Raw genomic sequence first — 16,043 nt, forward strand, 5'->3', positions numbered from 1 at the left:
TTTTCATAAATAAATAAAAAACTAAAAAAAATTACAAAAATGATTGAAAGGATAAAAGGTTGCTTTTATAATAGAAATCAGAAAACGCTTTCAAAAACATTCCTAGGGGGAAAAAGAAATGAAGAAAACGGCAAAGAAATTCGTTGCTGGTTCAATTGCTGCGGCACTGTCACTTAGCTTGATGGCTTGTAACAAAGAGGAAGCAAACGGAACAGACTCAAAAGACGATGCTGCGAAATCTGGGGAGCTATCCGGAAAGGTCACACTTTGGACAGCGTCTCTTGCCGGAGAACCATTCGATACATACTTCAAGGAATTAGAGAAGGACTTCGAAGACCAGCATCCAAAGCTGGATGTCATCATTCAGGACGTACCACAAAATGAAATGGAACAAAAAGTCCTTACTTCGCTCACAGGCAGTGATGTACCTGATGTTGTAAACCTGAACCCTCACTATATGTCTAATATTGCAGCACAGGGCGGTTTGCTGGATTTGACGGGTGAAATCAGTGATGAAGCAAACAGTGCATATGTAGAAGGTCCCTTTGAGTCAGGTAAATACGATGGAGGGCTGTACGCTCTACCTTGGTACCTGACAACGACTGTTGCGTGGTATAATAATGATCACTTCTCAAAAGCGGGTGTAACTGAGCTTCCTACTACAACACAGGGACTCTATGACACTGCTAAGAAGGTTAAAGAAGCAACTGGAAAGCCTGCATACTATCCAGTAATCAATGATGGAAATGCAATCATGGAAAAAATGGTTTCGCTATCAAATGGGGAGCCAATTGTAAAGGATGGCAAAGCGAATCTTGAAGGAAACAAGGCAGTACTTGAATTCTTCGAGCTAACGCAAAAGATGTATCAGGAAGGAATCATTCCTCAGGAAGCAGCGGAAGGTTCAATCAAGACTGGCCAGGAACAGTATATGGCTGGAAACATTTCAATGCTTGAAGGCGGCGTGACTTTCCTTGGACCGGTTGAATCAGGAGCTCCTGATGTATTCAAGGCTTCTAAAGCTGGCCAGCCGCTGAACGATGCAGATGCACCAGTGAACGTGGCTGTCATGAACTTTGCGGTACCTGCTAAGACAAAGAACAAGGAAGCAGCTGTTGCCTTGGCTGAATTCGTGACGAATGCTGAAAACCAGCTTGAGTTCGCAAAGGTTGCCGGAACAATTCTTCCTTCAACAAAAGCATCATTAGAAGATGATTACTTCGCAAACCCTGGTGATTCACCAAAAGGCCTTGGCATGCTTGAAGCATCTAAGTCGCTGAGCCGCGCGGAAGTATTGATTCCTCCAACTGAAAACAGTGCAGACCTTCGTGCTGCGACAAAGAATATTTTCACCCAGAACCTGCAAGGCAAGGTAACGCCTGAAGAAGCACTTAAAGAGCTTGCAGCAGAGTGGAACAAGGCTTTCGAAAAAACAGGTGAAAAAGTTACTTTCTAATTAAATTCAGGAACGGGCTAGTGGCAGCCTGAATGTTTCGGAATGAGGGAACCAACTATCCCGAATGCTAATACCTGTTTTGTTTGTGAAAAGAGACTAGCTTTTTGCCAAAAGAGCTAGTCTCTACTTTTTAAAAGGAGAGGTTCAAAATGAACAGAGAACCTGTTGTCATGCAAAACATCGAGATTAAGTCCATTCCCAAAAAACGCAAATGGGGAATGGGGCAGATTACACCATGGCTGTTTTTGCTTCCATCGATCCTAATATTGGGAACCTTCCTTGTATACCCAATTGTTGAAGCTTTCAAATGGAGTTTCCTGGACTATAAGATCATCGCTGGCACTGGCGAGTTTGTAGGACTTGAGAATTTCAAGGAAATTTTTACGGATAAATATTTCTGGAATGCATTGATCAATACTCTTGTTTTCCTTGTGATTGTATTGCCGCTGAATGTATTCTTGCCGATGATCCTGGCTGTTCTTGTCAACCAGCAAATCAGAGGTGCCGGCACATTTCGGGTCCTTTATTATTTGCCGGTCATTACACCGATGGTCGTTGCGGCGTTGATGTGGAAAATGCTTTACTCACAAAATGGAATTATCGCTGACCTATTACTGAAGATAGGGTTATTCGATTCTCCGACCAACCTGCTGGTCCAATCCTCTACCGCCCTCGCAGCGGTATCTGCTATTACTGTCTGGAAAGGACTAGGCTATTATATGATCATATATTTAGCTGGTCTCCAGTCGATTCCGAAGGATGTTTATGAGTCAGCTGATATTGACGGGGCTTCGGTATGGCAGCAATTCACCAGAATCACCATCCCTATGCTAACCCCATCAATCACTCTGGTATCCGTCATGACAATCATTGCAGGTATGAAAGTGTTCGAAGAAATTGCCCTGACGACTGGCGGCGGACCTGCAGGAGCCACTACGACACTTGTCATGTATATTTACGCCAAATTCAACAGCCTGGATGTGAGTATCGCTTCAGCTGCTGGCCTAGTACTATTGTTGATGGCCATTGCTGCATCGCTCCTTCAAATGAAATTGACCAGTAAGCGGGAAGATGACTTGAGAGCATAACGATAGGGGAGAGCAAATATGAATTCTAAGCGTTTGAGACAAAAGATATGGCTTTATGCTTTGATGGTTTTTATTACAGTCCTGACAGTAGGGCCATTCCTTATCACATTGTTTATGGCCATGAAATCTCCTGGTGAGGGGATTTATAGCAGCATGCTTCCGAAAGATCCGACAATCGAGAATTTTGTGACTTCGTTTGAAAAAGCAAACTTTGCCACGTACTTCCTGAATACCGCAATCGTAACAGGCCTTGCGATTCCATTGAACTTACTTTTTTGCAGTCTGGCGGCGTATCCGCTTGCAAGGATGGATTTCAGGGGGAGAAGTGTGGTGCTGGCCCTGATCATCTCTACCATGATGGTTCCTTTCCAGCTCTATATGGCTCCGCTTTTCCAGCTTTCCGGTGAGCTGGGACTCAGGAATACCCATATTGGCCTGATTGTCATGCAGGTATCGACGGCATTCGGTATTTTTCTGATGAGACAGGCGTATTTGCGAGTGCCAAAAGAGCTTGAGGAGTCAGCTTATCTGGACGGAGCCAATAAATTCAAGGTGTGGTATCTAGTTGTGGTGCCTCTAGTGAAACCGACACTTGTTACCCTTGCTATTTTTACTTTCATGGGAACTTGGGGCGATTATTTATGGCCGCTCTTGAACACGACTGAAAGCAGTAAATTTACATTATCGATTGGCCTTGCGCAGCTGTCCCAGAATTTTGATGGATCAAACTTAAAGCTGATCAGTGCAGCATCGATACTGACTACGATACCGACGCTATTAATCTTTATCTGGCTTCAAAAATACTTCATATCCGGTGCAACTGATGGCGCAGTAAAAGGATGATGGACATACAGGATAGTGAATGGAGGTGCTCAGGTGACAACAGTAGCATTTCATGGACGTGAACTGCCGGTTATTTATGAGATGGACTGTGTGGTAGTCGGCGGTGGAACAGGTGGGGCTGCGGCAGCGCTGTCTGCTTTAGAGGAAGGCATTTCCACTTTGGTAATCGAAAAAACGATTTCTCTTGGAGGAACACAGACAAACTCTCTTGTGTCGCCGATGATGCCGACTTATGTGAAAACACAGCGAATCAACAAATTGATCATCGACCGCCTTAATCAAGAAAACATCAGAACAGAGGATGGCACGACCACTTGCAGCTGGTTTAATGTAGAATCGTTAAGCTATGTGCTCGAACAGCTGATCACTGAGCGCGGAGGAGAAATCCTTTATGATGCGAAGTTTATAGAGTGTGTGAAAGAAAATGGAGATATCAGCCATATAATTGTAAGTACCTGCGATGGGCTAGTGGCAATCAAGGGGAAGACGTTCATTGACGCTTCAGCCGATGCGATTCTTTCCAAATCAGCAGGTGTACCCGTTGAATCCGGTGACAAGGATAAACGGAATCAGCAAATTTCTTTCCGTTTTGAAATGGGCGGAATCAACATCGAAGACCTCAGGAAATTTGTTATGTCACAGGGAGAAACATTTTGTAAAATCGAAGACCCGGAGTTTTTCGAAATAGCCATGGTTCCTGGAAAAGGGCATGTTCTAGAGCCACTGTTCAGAAAAGGGCTTGAACATGGCGACCTGCTAGAGGACGACCTTCGGTATTTCCAGGCATTCACACAGCCGGGAAAACCAACCGTTATGTCGTTCAATTGTCCGCATATTCCTGGGATTGAGAAAACGACAGATCCGCGACTTCGTTCCATGGCAGTGACCAAGGGCAGAGAAATGATCCGAAGACTTGTGAAATTTTTACCAAAGTATATCCCCGGGTTTGAAAAAGCTTTTCTTCTTAAGGAAGCAACCCAGCTCGGCATCAGGGAATCATGGAGAATAGTGGGCCAATACATGCTGACTGAACATGATTATGTCAGACGTGCCCGTTTCTCGGATGGCATTGCCCGGGGCGACTGGTATATCGATGTCCATAGTGTAACAAAGGAAGATGTGGAACAGGCGAAACTATCCAAAGGGGAGTATTATGAGATTCCATATAGGTCGCTGATCACCAGAGAGGTGAATAATCTTGTCGTGGTTGGACGGCATATCTCCAGTACTTTCCTGATGCAGGCTTCCTTAAGGATCCAGCCGACTGTAAGGGATATGGGCGAGGCTGCAGGACTTGCATGCGCTTATTCAGTGAAAGAGGATATTTCGTTAAATAAGATAGACGGAGCGGTACTTAAACAGCAACTTCAACAGGTGGGGGAATCATAATGGACCGCATTAAAGAAGTACATATATTGAATCATACACATTGGGACCGGGAGTGGTATGAAACATTTGAGCAGTTCCGGTTGAAATTGCGAAATGGACTGCGCTATGTCCAGGATTTATTGGACCAGGACAAAATAGATAACTTTTTCCTTGATGGTCAGACGATTGTCCTTGATGATTATCGTGAAGTCGTAAGTGAAAAAGAGTACCAACGTTTGATTCACTTTATCCAGCAAGGGAAAATAGAAGTGGGTCCATGGTACTTGCTGGCAGATGAGTTCCTCGTTTCTGGGGAAGCGATGTTAAAGAATCTTGAAATTGGCACCAAAATGGCAAAATCAGCAGGCTCTGATCATAATATCGGCTACCTTCCGGACACATTTGGCCATATCAGCCAAATGCCTCAGATACTGGGTGGATACGGTATCAATACTGCGCTTGTATTCCGGGGAGCTGTATCAAGGCAATATGAAAACAACTGGCATGGCCCAGATGGAAGCAAGGTGTTTACCTTCGTGCTGCCGCTGTTTGAAGGTTATTACCAAACCTTCCTTAAGCACAAGGATTTCCTCGAGAAGACAAAGAATTATTTAACCGATAAATCTTCTTATATAACATCTGGAAAAGCATTGATCATGAACGGGGCAGATCATACCTTTACCTGCTCTGACCTGAGAGACCGAATCTCCCTGCTGGAAAAGGAATTTCCTGAAGTGACTTTCCGTCAATCCCTCATGTCTGATTATGTAAGATCACATGAAGGGAAGGAACCGATCGGGAAAATTGAAGGGGAACAACGCGACCCTTCGAAGATCTTCATTTTGCCGGGTGTCTATTCAACAAGATCTTATCTCAAGAACCAGAATCAGATGTGTGAGGATCAGGCCATCGGTATTCTGGAGGCATTGAACGTCTGGGATAATGGGGAAAGTGACTCAGCGGAATTCATTGACTATGTCTGGAAGCTGATCCTCAAGAATCAGCCTCATGACAGTATTTGCGGCTGCAGTGTCGATGAAGTGCATGATGAGATGGAAACAAGGTCGCAAAAAGTGTTAAGCGCCATCCAGCAGTATTCCAAAGATGTTTTGAATGACCATTTCCCTTTCGAGTTTCTTGATGAAACGGCTGAAAATCCATATCTATACCTTGTCAATAATACCCCGATAGCGGATATTTATCCTGTCAGGACAAGGATTCGCATCCCTGCGGCTCTTGATTTAGGAACCATCAAGCTTTTTGATGGTGAGCAGGAATTGGTTTTTGATCTATTGAAAAGGGAAAAACGAGAAGAGTTCATCCATCACATCCTGGCAGAGCCTCACTACGCTGAGTATGTGATCTACGATATTGCTTTCAATATGCCGTTTGATGGAGCAGAAATCAAATTTGTCAGGATTGAAAAAGTCGAAAACGAAGCAAAAATTCTATTCAGTCAAGGAAGCGATAGCCTTGAGAATGAATTTTATATAATAAAATGGGATCAGAATGGTCTGGTCATTAATGACCTGGAAACCGGTGCTGTCCATCATAACCAGAATATATTCCTGTCTTCGCTGGATGCCGGGGATTCCTATAATTACTCCCCGCCAGTGAATGATTTGTTCAGCAAAGCTGAACTGATCGGCGTTTCTGATGTAAGGAAGGGAGAGACGTTCGAGTCAGCTACTCTTCATTATAAGATGGAACTGCCGGCTTCCTTGAATGAGAAAAGGACTGGAGCATCTGATGACCTAGTTATTAACCACCTGGAAACCGTTGTAACCCTTTATAAAGGAAAACGGTTCATCCACTTTAAAACAATGGTGGAAAATTATGCGAAGGACCAAAAATTGAGAGTCGGTTTTGCTTCAGCTGAAGCGGATGTTAGCTATGCAGATACCGCATTCGACTTGCTGCAGAGGAAAACACTTCGCGAAAAACAATATGATATGCCTAAGAATAAAGAAGCAGTAATGAACCAGTACCCAACATACTCTACGGTTATGGCCAATGAACATCAGCTTGTCCATCGCGGCCTACAGGAATATGAGGTGGACCAGTTTGATCAGGATGACACCATATTCCTGACAATTATCAGGAGTGTTGGCTGGTTATCAAGAAGGGATTTGCGCACACGAGGAAATGGTGCGGGCCCTGGATTTGAGACACCTGGAGCACAGTGCTTAGGGGTATATGAATTCGAATATGGTCTGATATTGGGACAAGAACATCGTTCCCCGAACCATGCAAGGATGATGCGCCAGCCAATTCTAACGCAACAGTCCAATATAAGAAGAGAAATTCATAAATTATTCAAGCAATCCTCAAATGTGATTGCATTCTCCTCATTTATTCAAAAGGAAGAGGGTTCGTTCGATATACGGATGTTCAATCCTTATGAGAAAGAAGCCATTACGAAGATAAGCTTAGGGTTTGATCCTGAGGAAGTGGCAGAAGTTGATTTTACTGGAGAATCGATCACTGGATACAAGGAAGAGCGCGAATTATCCATTACATTTAAACCGAAAGAAATCAAGACGATTCGCGTAAAAAGAAAAGCTGAATCAGGCCAGGCTTAAATCCATCCTTAGAAATGAAGGTGATCGATGATGAGAAAATTTATAGCGTTTGATATTGGCGGGACATTGATAAAATATGGTGTCCTGACCGAGGATGGTACAATTGTAGAAAAGTTTGAATCTCCTACTGAAGCAAATTTTGGCGGTGCCGCTATAGTCGATAAAGTGAAAAAATATGGGCAAGATTTGGCAGCCAGACATAAAATTTCGGGAGTTTGCATCAGCACAGCAGGTCAGGTGGACTCAAAAGAAGGCACAATCCTGTATGCTTCCTCTCTTATTCCTGAATATACCGGAACACCGCTCAAGCAGGAACTGGAAGAGCATTTTAAGCTGCCGGTTGAGGTTGAGAATGATGTCAACTGCGCTGGTCTCGCTGAATCCTGGGTTGGAACAGGCAAAGATGCAAAAAGCTTGTTCTGTCTGACAGTCGGTACCGGAATAGGCGGCAGTTATATCCTTGATAATAAGCTCCACACCGGGCATAGCTTCAGTGGAGGAGAAATCGGCTATATCCCAATCGAGGGGGATCAGTTCCAGGAACTGGCATCCACCAGGATTTTAATCAAAAATGTAGCAAAGCGCAAAGGTATCGATGAAGGCAAAATCGATGGCAAGAAAATTTTTGAGCTGGCACGTTCGGGTGATGACATCTGCATTGAAGAGATCGACCGCCTTGGTTATTTTTTATCGAAGGGAATCGCAACCATAGCTTATATGATGAATCCTGAAATGGTCATTATAGGTGGTGGCATTACGGCCCAAAAGGAATATCTTTATCCGGTCATCATGAAGCATCTGGAAAAAGATCTGATTCCGGCTATCTTATCTAAAACAAAGATTGAAATCGCCCAAAATTTGAACGATGCAGGTATGATTGGGGCTGTGCGGCATTTTTTGCTGCAGGAAACCCTTAAGCCATTAAAAAGCATTGTAACAATGATAGAATCAAACAATCATAAATTAACGAAGCGTGAGCAAATGATTGCAAAATATATCATCACAAACCTTGAATCAGTTCCGAATAAGACCATTTCTGAGTTATCCCGTCAGATCAATGTCTCAGAAGCGACCATCACCCGCTTTTGCCAGAAGCTAGAGTTCGGCAGCTATAATAAACTGCGGTTACTGGCAAAGGAAGCCTCAGTCAGCACAAGGCTGTACGAGCAGTCAGAGTCATCGGGCATGGCAGAAGTGAAAGAAGCCTATACGGGAATGCTGACAAAGTTCAATACGCTGCAGCAAACCAATGATATTAAAAAAGCGACGCAGCTGATTGCTGATGCGGGTCAGGTATATCTGTACGGCGGACATGAAATGGCAAACGCAGCTGAGCAGCTGAAATTCAAGTTGATGAAGCTGGGCATCAGGTCGGACGCTTTTTCAACATCCTATCAAACGGAAACGTCTGTCCATTCCCTGACTAAAAAGACTGTCATGATTGGATTAAGCTCCAATGGCTATACTCCAGATGTTGTCAAAATGATGGAAATAGGAAAAAAAGCCGGCTGTATGACATTGGGAATCACCAGCCAACAGGATTCGCCACTTGCCTATGTATCAGATCAATGCCTATTGATTCCTGCCACAGAAGAAATCAAAGGGGATAGCAGTTCTTTAGGTGAGGTTTCAGTCTACTTTCTTATAGATGTGATTCTTAAGGAGCTTAAGGACAATTTTAAAGAAGAAGTAAGAAAAGAAATTATCTAATGAAAGCAGGAAGGGGGCTTGGCGGCAATTAAGATAATCCGCTGACAGTCTCTTTTTCTGCTTTATCTGTAATCAGGGGTGTATGACTGCATGAATTTATTTGATCTGCCGATAGAAGAACTGAAGAAATATAAGCCTGAGCTGACAAGGAGGACTGACTTTCACTCTTTTTGGGAGAGCAGGATTGTAGAGAATAAGAAATATCCACTGAACATTGAAGTGAAGGAGAGGTCGTATCCGCTCAAAGAAATCAAGGTATACGATGTTTACTTTGACGGTTTCCGCAATTCAAGGATCCATGGAGTTTATATTTCTCCTGCCAAGGATCATGTGGAGAAGCCAGCTGCAGTCATCTTCCACGGCTATAATTGGAATACGCTTCAGCCTCATTATGCATTCAAACATGTGATCCAGGGAACTCCTGTGTTAATGGTAGAAACTCGTGGGCAAAGCATTGAATCACCAGATGAGAACTCGTATGGTAATGGAGGATCAGCAGGCTGGATGACTTCTGGCATACTGGATCCTGATTGCTATTACTACACTTATGTATATATGGATTGCTTCCGAAGTGTTGGTGTTGTCAAGGAATTATCGGGAAAATCAAAAGTGTACGTAGAAGGCGGAAGCCAGGGCGGTGCATTGGCCATTGCCGTCGCTGCCCTGAAGCCTGATATCCTGTTTGCTCTTTGTGATATTCCTTTTCTTAGCCACTTTGAACGTTCAATAAAACTGGCCTCAGAAGGGCCGTACAATGAAATCTATCATCTTTTCAAAGTCCATGATCCCTTGCATCAAAAAGCTGAAACCATTTATGGAACGCTTAGCTATGTTGACTGCATGAACCTGGCAGGCGGGGTGGCTTGTCCTGTGCTTCTCTCAGTAGGGTTGGAAGATACAGTTTGTCCTCCCTCTGGCGGATTTGCAGTGTTTAACCATCTCCAGGGACCAAAGGATATAAGGGTATATCCAGAATACGGTCATGAAGTGCCTTCCATTCACGAGGAAGAAAAGCTTCAATTCATTGCGGCTCATACAAGTTAGGAAAAAAGAAATTTTTATAGGAGAGGATAGGCATGAAAATTGTTTACCTGCCGATTGATGAACGGCCTTGTAATGTACATTATGTACAGATGATGGCCAATTCATCAACTGATATTGAATTATTGATGCCTGACGTGCAACTGCTTGGGCAAAAACGAAAGGCTGCAGACACAGAGGGGTTATGGAATTGGCTAAAGGAAAAGGCCAATGAAGCAGATGCTCTGATTTTAAGCATTGATATGCTGGTCTATGGCGGTTTGCTTCCTTCCAGGCTCCACTATTTACATGATGAAAGTACTGAATTATGGATGGAAAGATTGCGGAATCTACGGAAGAGCTATTCTCAAATGCCTATATACGCATCGAATCTGATCATGCGTACACCAAAATACAGCTCAAGTGATGAAGAGCCTGATTATTATGAGGATTGGGGTCGGGAACTGTTCTTGCGTGCCTATTTATTGGATAAAAAAAGCAGGGAAACACTGAGCTGTGAAGAAGCTACCCAGCTTGGGGAGATTACAGCAAGCCTGCCGGAAGAATATATCAATGACTATGAACAGCGGCGAAAATTCAATTCCTTAACCAATGTGAAAACCCTTGAGCTTGTTCAAGAAGGAGTGCTTGATTTCCTGGCCATTCCCCAGGACGACAGTGCGGAATATGGGTATACAGCAATGGATCAAAAGGCAGTTGTAAAAAAACGCGAGCAGCTTCGGCTCCATTACAAGGTCCATATGTATCCTGGCGCTGACGAGGTAGGCGCAACACTGCTTGCAAGAGCCTATAATGAATACAAGAAGCAGCGGCCGAAAATTTATCCGATTTGGAGCAGTACGCTCGGCCCGCAGCTGGTTCCGATGTATGAGGACCGCCCTTTTGAAGAAAGTATGAAGGTACATGTCCTGGCTGCCGGGTGCCAGCTGACGGAAACTGCCGGAGAGGCTGATCTCATTCTTGCTTACAATACACCGGGACGTGTGATGCAGGAGTCTTGGGACCAGAATAAAAAAGATATTACATATACAAGCTTCAGGAATATGCTGACATTCGTCGATCAGATCAGGTCATTTATTTCAGCAGGGAAAAAGGTGATCATAGCAGATTCAGCGTATGCGAATGGCGGGGATCGGGAATTGATCACCCTGCTAGACGAGGAGAAACTCCTTGACCGTGTCACCTCTTATAAAGGCTGGAATACAAACTGCAACACACTAGGAACAACATTATGCCAGGGAGTCATTGGCCTGAACGGGAATACAGAATTAATCAAGGAAAATATCATCTATCACCTATTAGATGATTATTTCTACCAGGCGGAAGTCCGAATGGAAATGACCGCTGACTTCCTTCCGGAAAGAGGCTTGACTTATTTCGATTTGAAAGATTCATCAGAAGAGGTCAATCAGGAGAGGGATAGACGCCTGATTCAGCGTTACAGGGAAGAAATCCGCCACAGTTTTAAAGAGGTGGAAATTGAAGAAATCAACAGCTTCGCTCCTTGGAACAGGATGTTCGAATGCGGGCTGACTTTCAAAAAGAGGTGGAAAGAACATGCAGGAACAAATTAAAAAGGGACTTGTCGTCTCCTGTCAGGCACTTGAAGACGAGCCATTGCATGGAGCGGAATTCATGAAAAGGATGGCTGATGCTGCTAAAAGAGGTGGAGCGGCAGCCATTAGGGCAAATGGAGTTGCCGACATCAAAGCAATCAAGGAGTATGTTGGCCTTCCAGTGATCGGGATTATAAAGCGCGAATACGAAGGTTCCAATGTATATATTACACCTACCTTGAAGGAAGTAGAGGAGCTTGTGGGGGTTGGCGTGGACGTAATCGCTACCGACGCAACCAATAGGATCCGGCCAGGAGGAAGGGATCTGGCAGCTTTCATGAAGGAAGGGAAAAGCCGATTCCCTGAGCAAAAATGGATGGCAGATTGCGCAACGCTTGAGGAGTGCCTGTGGGCAGAAGAACTGGGCTTCGACTTCATCGGAACGACGATGCATGGCTACACGGAAGAAACTGCAGGTAAGAAACTGTATCATGATGACTTTCAATTCCTGAAGGACGTTGTGAAGGCCGTAAAACTGCCGGTTATTGCAGAAGGAAATATCCTCACACCCGAAATGGCTTCCAAGGTACTGGAATATGGTGCCTATTCTGTTGTCGTGGGAGGAGCAATCACGAGACCTCAGCAGATTACTGAACGGTTTGTAGAGGAAATCAAAAGGTACTAAACCGCTACCTAAACCACTTCTTAAAATTGGAGGGAATTCTATGTTAGGAGCCATTGAAGCAGGCGGGACCAAGTTCGTCTGTGCCGTAGGCGATGAATCGGGGAATATAGTGGAACGAGTCCAGATTCCAACAACTGTACCATCTGAAACAATCCCGCAGGTTAGAACTTTTTTTCAAAAATATCAAATTAGAGCAATTGGCATTGGATCATTCGGGCCAATCGATGTGAACCCGGGTAGCGCTACATACGGCAATATCACATCGACTCCGAAGCCAGGGTGGAAGGACTATCCTTTTGTCCAGGAAATTAAAAAGGCACTGGGTGTTCCTGTTGGCTTTAACACAGATGTGAACGCAGCCGCATTGGGTGAGGCGATATTTGGAGCAGCGAAAGGACTGGATAGCTGCTTATACATAACCGTGGGGACAGGCATTGGGGCAGGCGCAGTCGTCCAGGGGAAACTGCTTCAAGGACTTTCGCATCCGGAAATGGGGCATATCCTTGTAAGACGGCATCCAGAGGATCACTATAATGGAAAGTGTCCTTACCATTCGGATTGTCTAGAAGGTCTTGCCGCGGGTCCTGCAATTGAAGAGCGCTGGGGAGCGAAAGGTATTGAACTAGTTGGGAGGACTGAAGTCTGGGAAATGGAAGGCTATTATATCGCCCAAGCACTGATGCAGTATATCCTGGTCCTTTCACCGAAAAAAATCATCCTTGGCGGAGGAGTCATGCATCAAAAGCAGGTGTTCTCCTATATCTATGAGTATCTCCCAGAGCTGGTGAATGGTTATGTAACATTACCCGAGCTATCTGATTATATCGTAAGTCCCGGACTGGGAAATGACGCTGGGATCATCGGTTCTCTATTGCTTGCGAAAGGTACGTTAGGTACAGCTGGCACTGCTGAATGAAATAACTAGTTGATCGTTTTCATAGACATATTCACATCTTTTTTGACTATAAATACAAATGAAGAGAGTACTCCATTGAAGTTTAATGGCTACTCTCTTCATTTTATTGTTATATATTACAGCAGCTTTAAGCTCCTAAAACATAACAGTCTTTACTTGGTTTGGTTTTACCAATACGGTGAATTGATTGTTTTCCACCTGTACAGGTGCAATAGCCTTTTCATTTAAGTTTCCTTCCTGGACTTGATTAATAGAGAGATTGACGGTAAAGGAAGCTTTTGCCTCTGCTTCAGTTGGGTTAAAGAATCTGAGGACGAAAGCATCCTCTTTTTCGGCTTTTTTGAGTACACTCAGTACTGTCTCGCTGCTAATTTCCTCAAGAAGGCTGAATGTTAATGGCGTTTGCACATCCTCAGGGTTGAGCTTCATTGCATTATGCGGAATCTTGTTATACGTCTCGATTGGTGTCGTATATTCTTTTGCAATCCTGCCGATGTTCGCTGCTGTTGTTGAATTTTCATGGATTGTAATGGCGAAATCCAGTGTCAGCTTTCCAAGCATCTGAGAGTCAGGGGTAGGAAGTTTGATTCCCGATGGTCGTCCAGGTCTCCTGAGCATTTCTTCTTTTCCTAATACACCGACACTGCGGAACAGTGTAAGGGCGATTGTATCGTAATCGTCTCCAATGACTTCATATTCACGTGTGCTATTGGTCAAGATGCTGACACCATGCTCCCCGTCGGACAAACCAACAAATGAAAGCATTGGATGAATCGAATCTGGGCGTTCATCCCAATCTTCATTCTCCCAGATCTCCATGGCTGAGTCATAAACATCACGCTTTATGAAACCAAATTGATTGTCTGAAACAGAGAAGGATGAAGCGATAACGGTTGGAATCAAGGCACGGAGACGGTGGTCTTTCGCCTGGTTGTCCAGTTCGGCTGCTACCTTAATGATCGGCTTGTCATTGGGAATCGTGATTTTCCAATGGACATCAACGAATCGATCAACTTTATTAGCCTTGCGTTTCTCTAAATCACCAGGTACATCTAGCTTCAACTGAATATCTATTTGAGCTTCATAACCGTTTTGGATCACTTTCACTTCTGCTTCCACGCTGTCACTGTAAATAAGTGATTCATTTGGCAGTGGAGAGAAGTCGTATTCATCGCCGTCATCTCCGCCGTTTTCTAGAAGAAGCACATTGTTGAATTCCTTTTCAAGCTGCTTGTCAAAGATTTTCAATGTTCCATTTGGATTTATAGAAACAGAATAAAAATCAGTTTCTATTGGTTCTTTTTCAACGAAACTATTCATCATTTCCTTCTGTGCATTGACGACAAAGTATGTTTTATATCCCATTGCCGGGATGGAGTCTTTTACCTGAATCGTGTACTGATAGAATGGATCGTAATTCCCGTAATGAACGATCTGGCGGTCGATCAAACCTGGATCAATGATTTCTTTCTCCAGTACTTCAAAAGGAATATTCTTTCCTTCTCCATCCTCAAGTTCAAACGATTCAAGCTTAGTGATGACCTTTGTCGTGACTGTTTCTTCGCGCTCATATGGAAGAAGGTTAAAAGCGGTTAACCGATCTTCTTTACGGTCGGTTGCAATCGCATCAGTAATTTTGCGTTTATAATATTCAATCAGCTGATCCGTCTTTTCTTCTGCTAGGAAGAAGCGGTTCACGATTTCACGATGGACTTTATCTGAACAGCAGCAGCCGATGCTGTCATGGGCATGGTTTTTCATGATTTCTTTCCAAATCAGCTCAATCAATCCATGATGGTACTCAAAACCCAGGGAATAAGCAATCGAAGCTAATGGCTCCAGGATGTTGGTGATTTTGTTTTCAATCCGGGAATTCGCTGCTTTAATATCCATGCGGGTTGAATAGATGCTTCGATGGACACGCATGTATTTCCCATCTAAAAATTCGCCTTGAATGGTAGGCAATTCTTTGTTTTTTTCTAGTTCTTCAAAGACGTTTTCGTATTTACTCAAGAAAAATTCGCGATCTGGATACAAACGCTGTAATTTTTCCATAACTGTGAATATATTTTTTTGAATTGGCATTTGGTCATGGCCATTAGGCAGAATGATGTTTTCAGTTGTCGCCCCGCGATCGAGAACCGTAAAGTACTTATTGATGCGCTCTTGAAGTTTTTCCTCATCCTCAGGCAGGTATTTCCCTATGGCATAACCAAGCGGGAACAGCTGGACAAGAACTTTTGAACCGTCATCACTTTCCCAGTAAAATTCTGTTTTATCAGTGCCATGACGCTCAGAAGTTCCGCGCCAGAAGATGGAATACTTAATATCAAATCCATTCAGGATTTGCGGCATTTGTGAGGATTGGCCGAAAGAGTCCGGCAAGTACCCAATTTTCATAGGAGAACCGAACTCTTCGCTATCCTTCAATCCGTAAAGGAGATTTCGCACAATCGATTCGCCGCCAACGACCATTTCGTCGGTTTGTGTATACCAAGGTCCAATGATTAGTTTTCCTGCTTGAACGAGCTTTTTGACTCTTTCCTTATTCTCAGGTTTTACGGCAAAGTAATCTTCAAGAATCGAGGTTTGTCCATCTAATACATAGTACGGATAGTCTGGGTTGGTTTCAAGCATTTCAAGAATTTCTTCCATGTTGTTAACTAACAGGATTCGTGATTCCTCTGTTGAAAAGTACCATTCTCTGTCCCAATGCATATGGGGTACAATATGAACTTTTTTCATGATGCCCTCCAAATATTAAGGTACCTAGAGGACTCTAGGTACCTTATTTTTTT

The 16,043-nt window shown here is 43.8% G+C and carries 11 protein-coding genes; 10 read left to right on the plus strand and 1 reads right to left on the minus strand.

Features of this window, described 5'->3' with window-relative positions:
• The first annotated feature begins 118 nt into the window (after nucleotides 1-118).
• From J7E35_RS11175 to J7E35_RS11220, 10 genes are all read left to right on the plus strand, one after another.
• Entirely contained in the window at nucleotides 119-1,456 is a 1,338-nt protein-coding gene (locus J7E35_RS11175) for an ABC transporter substrate-binding protein (RefSeq protein WP_214779728.1), read from the plus strand.
• A 149-nt stretch (nucleotides 1,457-1,605) separates the two neighbouring features.
• Entirely contained in the window at nucleotides 1,606-2,544 is a 939-nt protein-coding gene (locus J7E35_RS11180; RefSeq protein ID WP_214779730.1) for a carbohydrate ABC transporter permease, read from the plus strand.
• 18 nt (nucleotides 2,545-2,562) lie between these two features.
• Nucleotides 2,563-3,387, plus strand: coding sequence for a carbohydrate ABC transporter permease (locus J7E35_RS11185; protein ID WP_214779732.1), 825 nt, complete (start codon nucleotides 2,563-2,565; stop codon nucleotides 3,385-3,387).
• Nucleotides 3,388-3,420: 33 nt separating this feature from the next.
• Nucleotides 3,421-4,776 carry an FAD-dependent oxidoreductase gene (locus tag J7E35_RS11190; protein ID WP_214779734.1) on the plus strand — a complete coding sequence of 452 codons (1,356 nt, stop codon included), beginning with the start codon at nucleotides 3,421-3,423 and terminating at the stop codon, nucleotides 4,774-4,776.
• Nucleotides 4,776-7,337: a glycoside hydrolase family 38 N-terminal domain-containing protein gene (locus J7E35_RS11195; RefSeq protein ID WP_214779736.1), complete on the plus strand. Its 2,562-nt coding sequence runs from the start codon at nucleotides 4,776-4,778 to the stop codon at nucleotides 7,335-7,337. Before J7E35_RS11190 ends, J7E35_RS11195 begins: the two co-directional genes overlap by 1 nt.
• 30 nt (nucleotides 7,338-7,367) lie before the next feature.
• The gene (locus tag J7E35_RS11200) at nucleotides 7,368-9,047 is read left to right on the plus strand and encodes an ROK family protein (protein WP_214779738.1); all 1,680 of its coding nucleotides are present in this window, start codon (nucleotides 7,368-7,370) and stop codon (nucleotides 9,045-9,047) included.
• Between the two features lie 90 nt (nucleotides 9,048-9,137).
• Complete coding sequence (locus J7E35_RS11205; protein WP_214779740.1) at nucleotides 9,138-10,091, plus strand: acetylxylan esterase; 954 nt, start codon at nucleotides 9,138-9,140, stop codon at nucleotides 10,089-10,091.
• Between the two features lie 32 nt (nucleotides 10,092-10,123).
• On the plus strand, nucleotides 10,124-11,662 hold the full coding sequence (locus J7E35_RS11210; protein ID WP_214779742.1) for a DUF4127 family protein: 1,539 nt from the start codon (nucleotides 10,124-10,126) through the stop codon (nucleotides 11,660-11,662).
• A complete protein-coding gene (locus J7E35_RS11215) occupies nucleotides 11,646-12,329 on the plus strand; it encodes an N-acetylmannosamine-6-phosphate 2-epimerase (RefSeq protein ID WP_214779744.1) in 684 nt (227 codons plus the stop codon). The genes J7E35_RS11210 and J7E35_RS11215 overlap by 17 nt, the downstream gene beginning before the upstream one ends.
• 40 nt (nucleotides 12,330-12,369) lie before the next feature.
• Complete coding sequence (locus tag J7E35_RS11220; protein WP_214779746.1) at nucleotides 12,370-13,245, plus strand: ROK family protein; 876 nt, start codon at nucleotides 12,370-12,372, stop codon at nucleotides 13,243-13,245.
• A 135-nt stretch (nucleotides 13,246-13,380) separates the two neighbouring features.
• Here J7E35_RS11220 and mngB read toward each other — a convergent pair whose 3' ends face one another.
• Entirely contained in the window at nucleotides 13,381-15,990 is a 2,610-nt protein-coding gene (gene mngB / locus J7E35_RS11225; protein ID WP_214779748.1) for a mannosylglycerate hydrolase, read from the minus strand.
• Nucleotides 15,991-16,043 lie beyond the last annotated feature (53 nt).

It is taken from the genome of Bacillus sp. ISL-45, from assembly GCF_018613195.1.
GTDB lineage: Bacteria > Bacillota > Bacilli > Bacillales > Cytobacillaceae > Mesobacillus.

Excerpts from the sequence above, each read along its gene's own strand:
- J7E35_RS11185 (WP_214779732.1), top strand. The coding sequence starts at position 2,563 with ATGAATTCTAAGCGTTTGAGACAAAAGATATGGCTTTATGCTTTGATG.
- J7E35_RS11220 (WP_214779746.1), top strand. The coding sequence starts at position 12,370 with ATGTTAGGAGCCATTGAAGCAGGCGGGACCAAGTTCGTCTGTGCCGTA.
- J7E35_RS11205 (WP_214779740.1), top strand. The coding sequence starts at position 9,138 with ATGAATTTATTTGATCTGCCGATAGAAGAACTGAAGAAATATAAGCCT.
- J7E35_RS11200 (WP_214779738.1), top strand. The coding sequence starts at position 7,368 with ATGAGAAAATTTATAGCGTTTGATATTGGCGGGACATTGATAAAATAT.
- J7E35_RS11180 (WP_214779730.1), top strand. The coding sequence starts at position 1,606 with ATGAACAGAGAACCTGTTGTCATGCAAAACATCGAGATTAAGTCCATT.
- J7E35_RS11210 (WP_214779742.1), top strand. The coding sequence starts at position 10,124 with ATGAAAATTGTTTACCTGCCGATTGATGAACGGCCTTGTAATGTACAT.
- mngB (WP_214779748.1), bottom strand. The coding sequence starts at position 15,990 with ATGAAAAAAGTTCATATTGTACCCCATATGCATTGGGACAGAGAATGG.
- J7E35_RS11195 (WP_214779736.1), top strand. The coding sequence starts at position 4,776 with ATGGACCGCATTAAAGAAGTACATATATTGAATCATACACATTGGGAC.
- J7E35_RS11175 (WP_214779728.1), top strand. The coding sequence starts at position 119 with ATGAAGAAAACGGCAAAGAAATTCGTTGCTGGTTCAATTGCTGCGGCA.
- J7E35_RS11215 (WP_214779744.1), top strand. The coding sequence starts at position 11,646 with ATGCAGGAACAAATTAAAAAGGGACTTGTCGTCTCCTGTCAGGCACTT.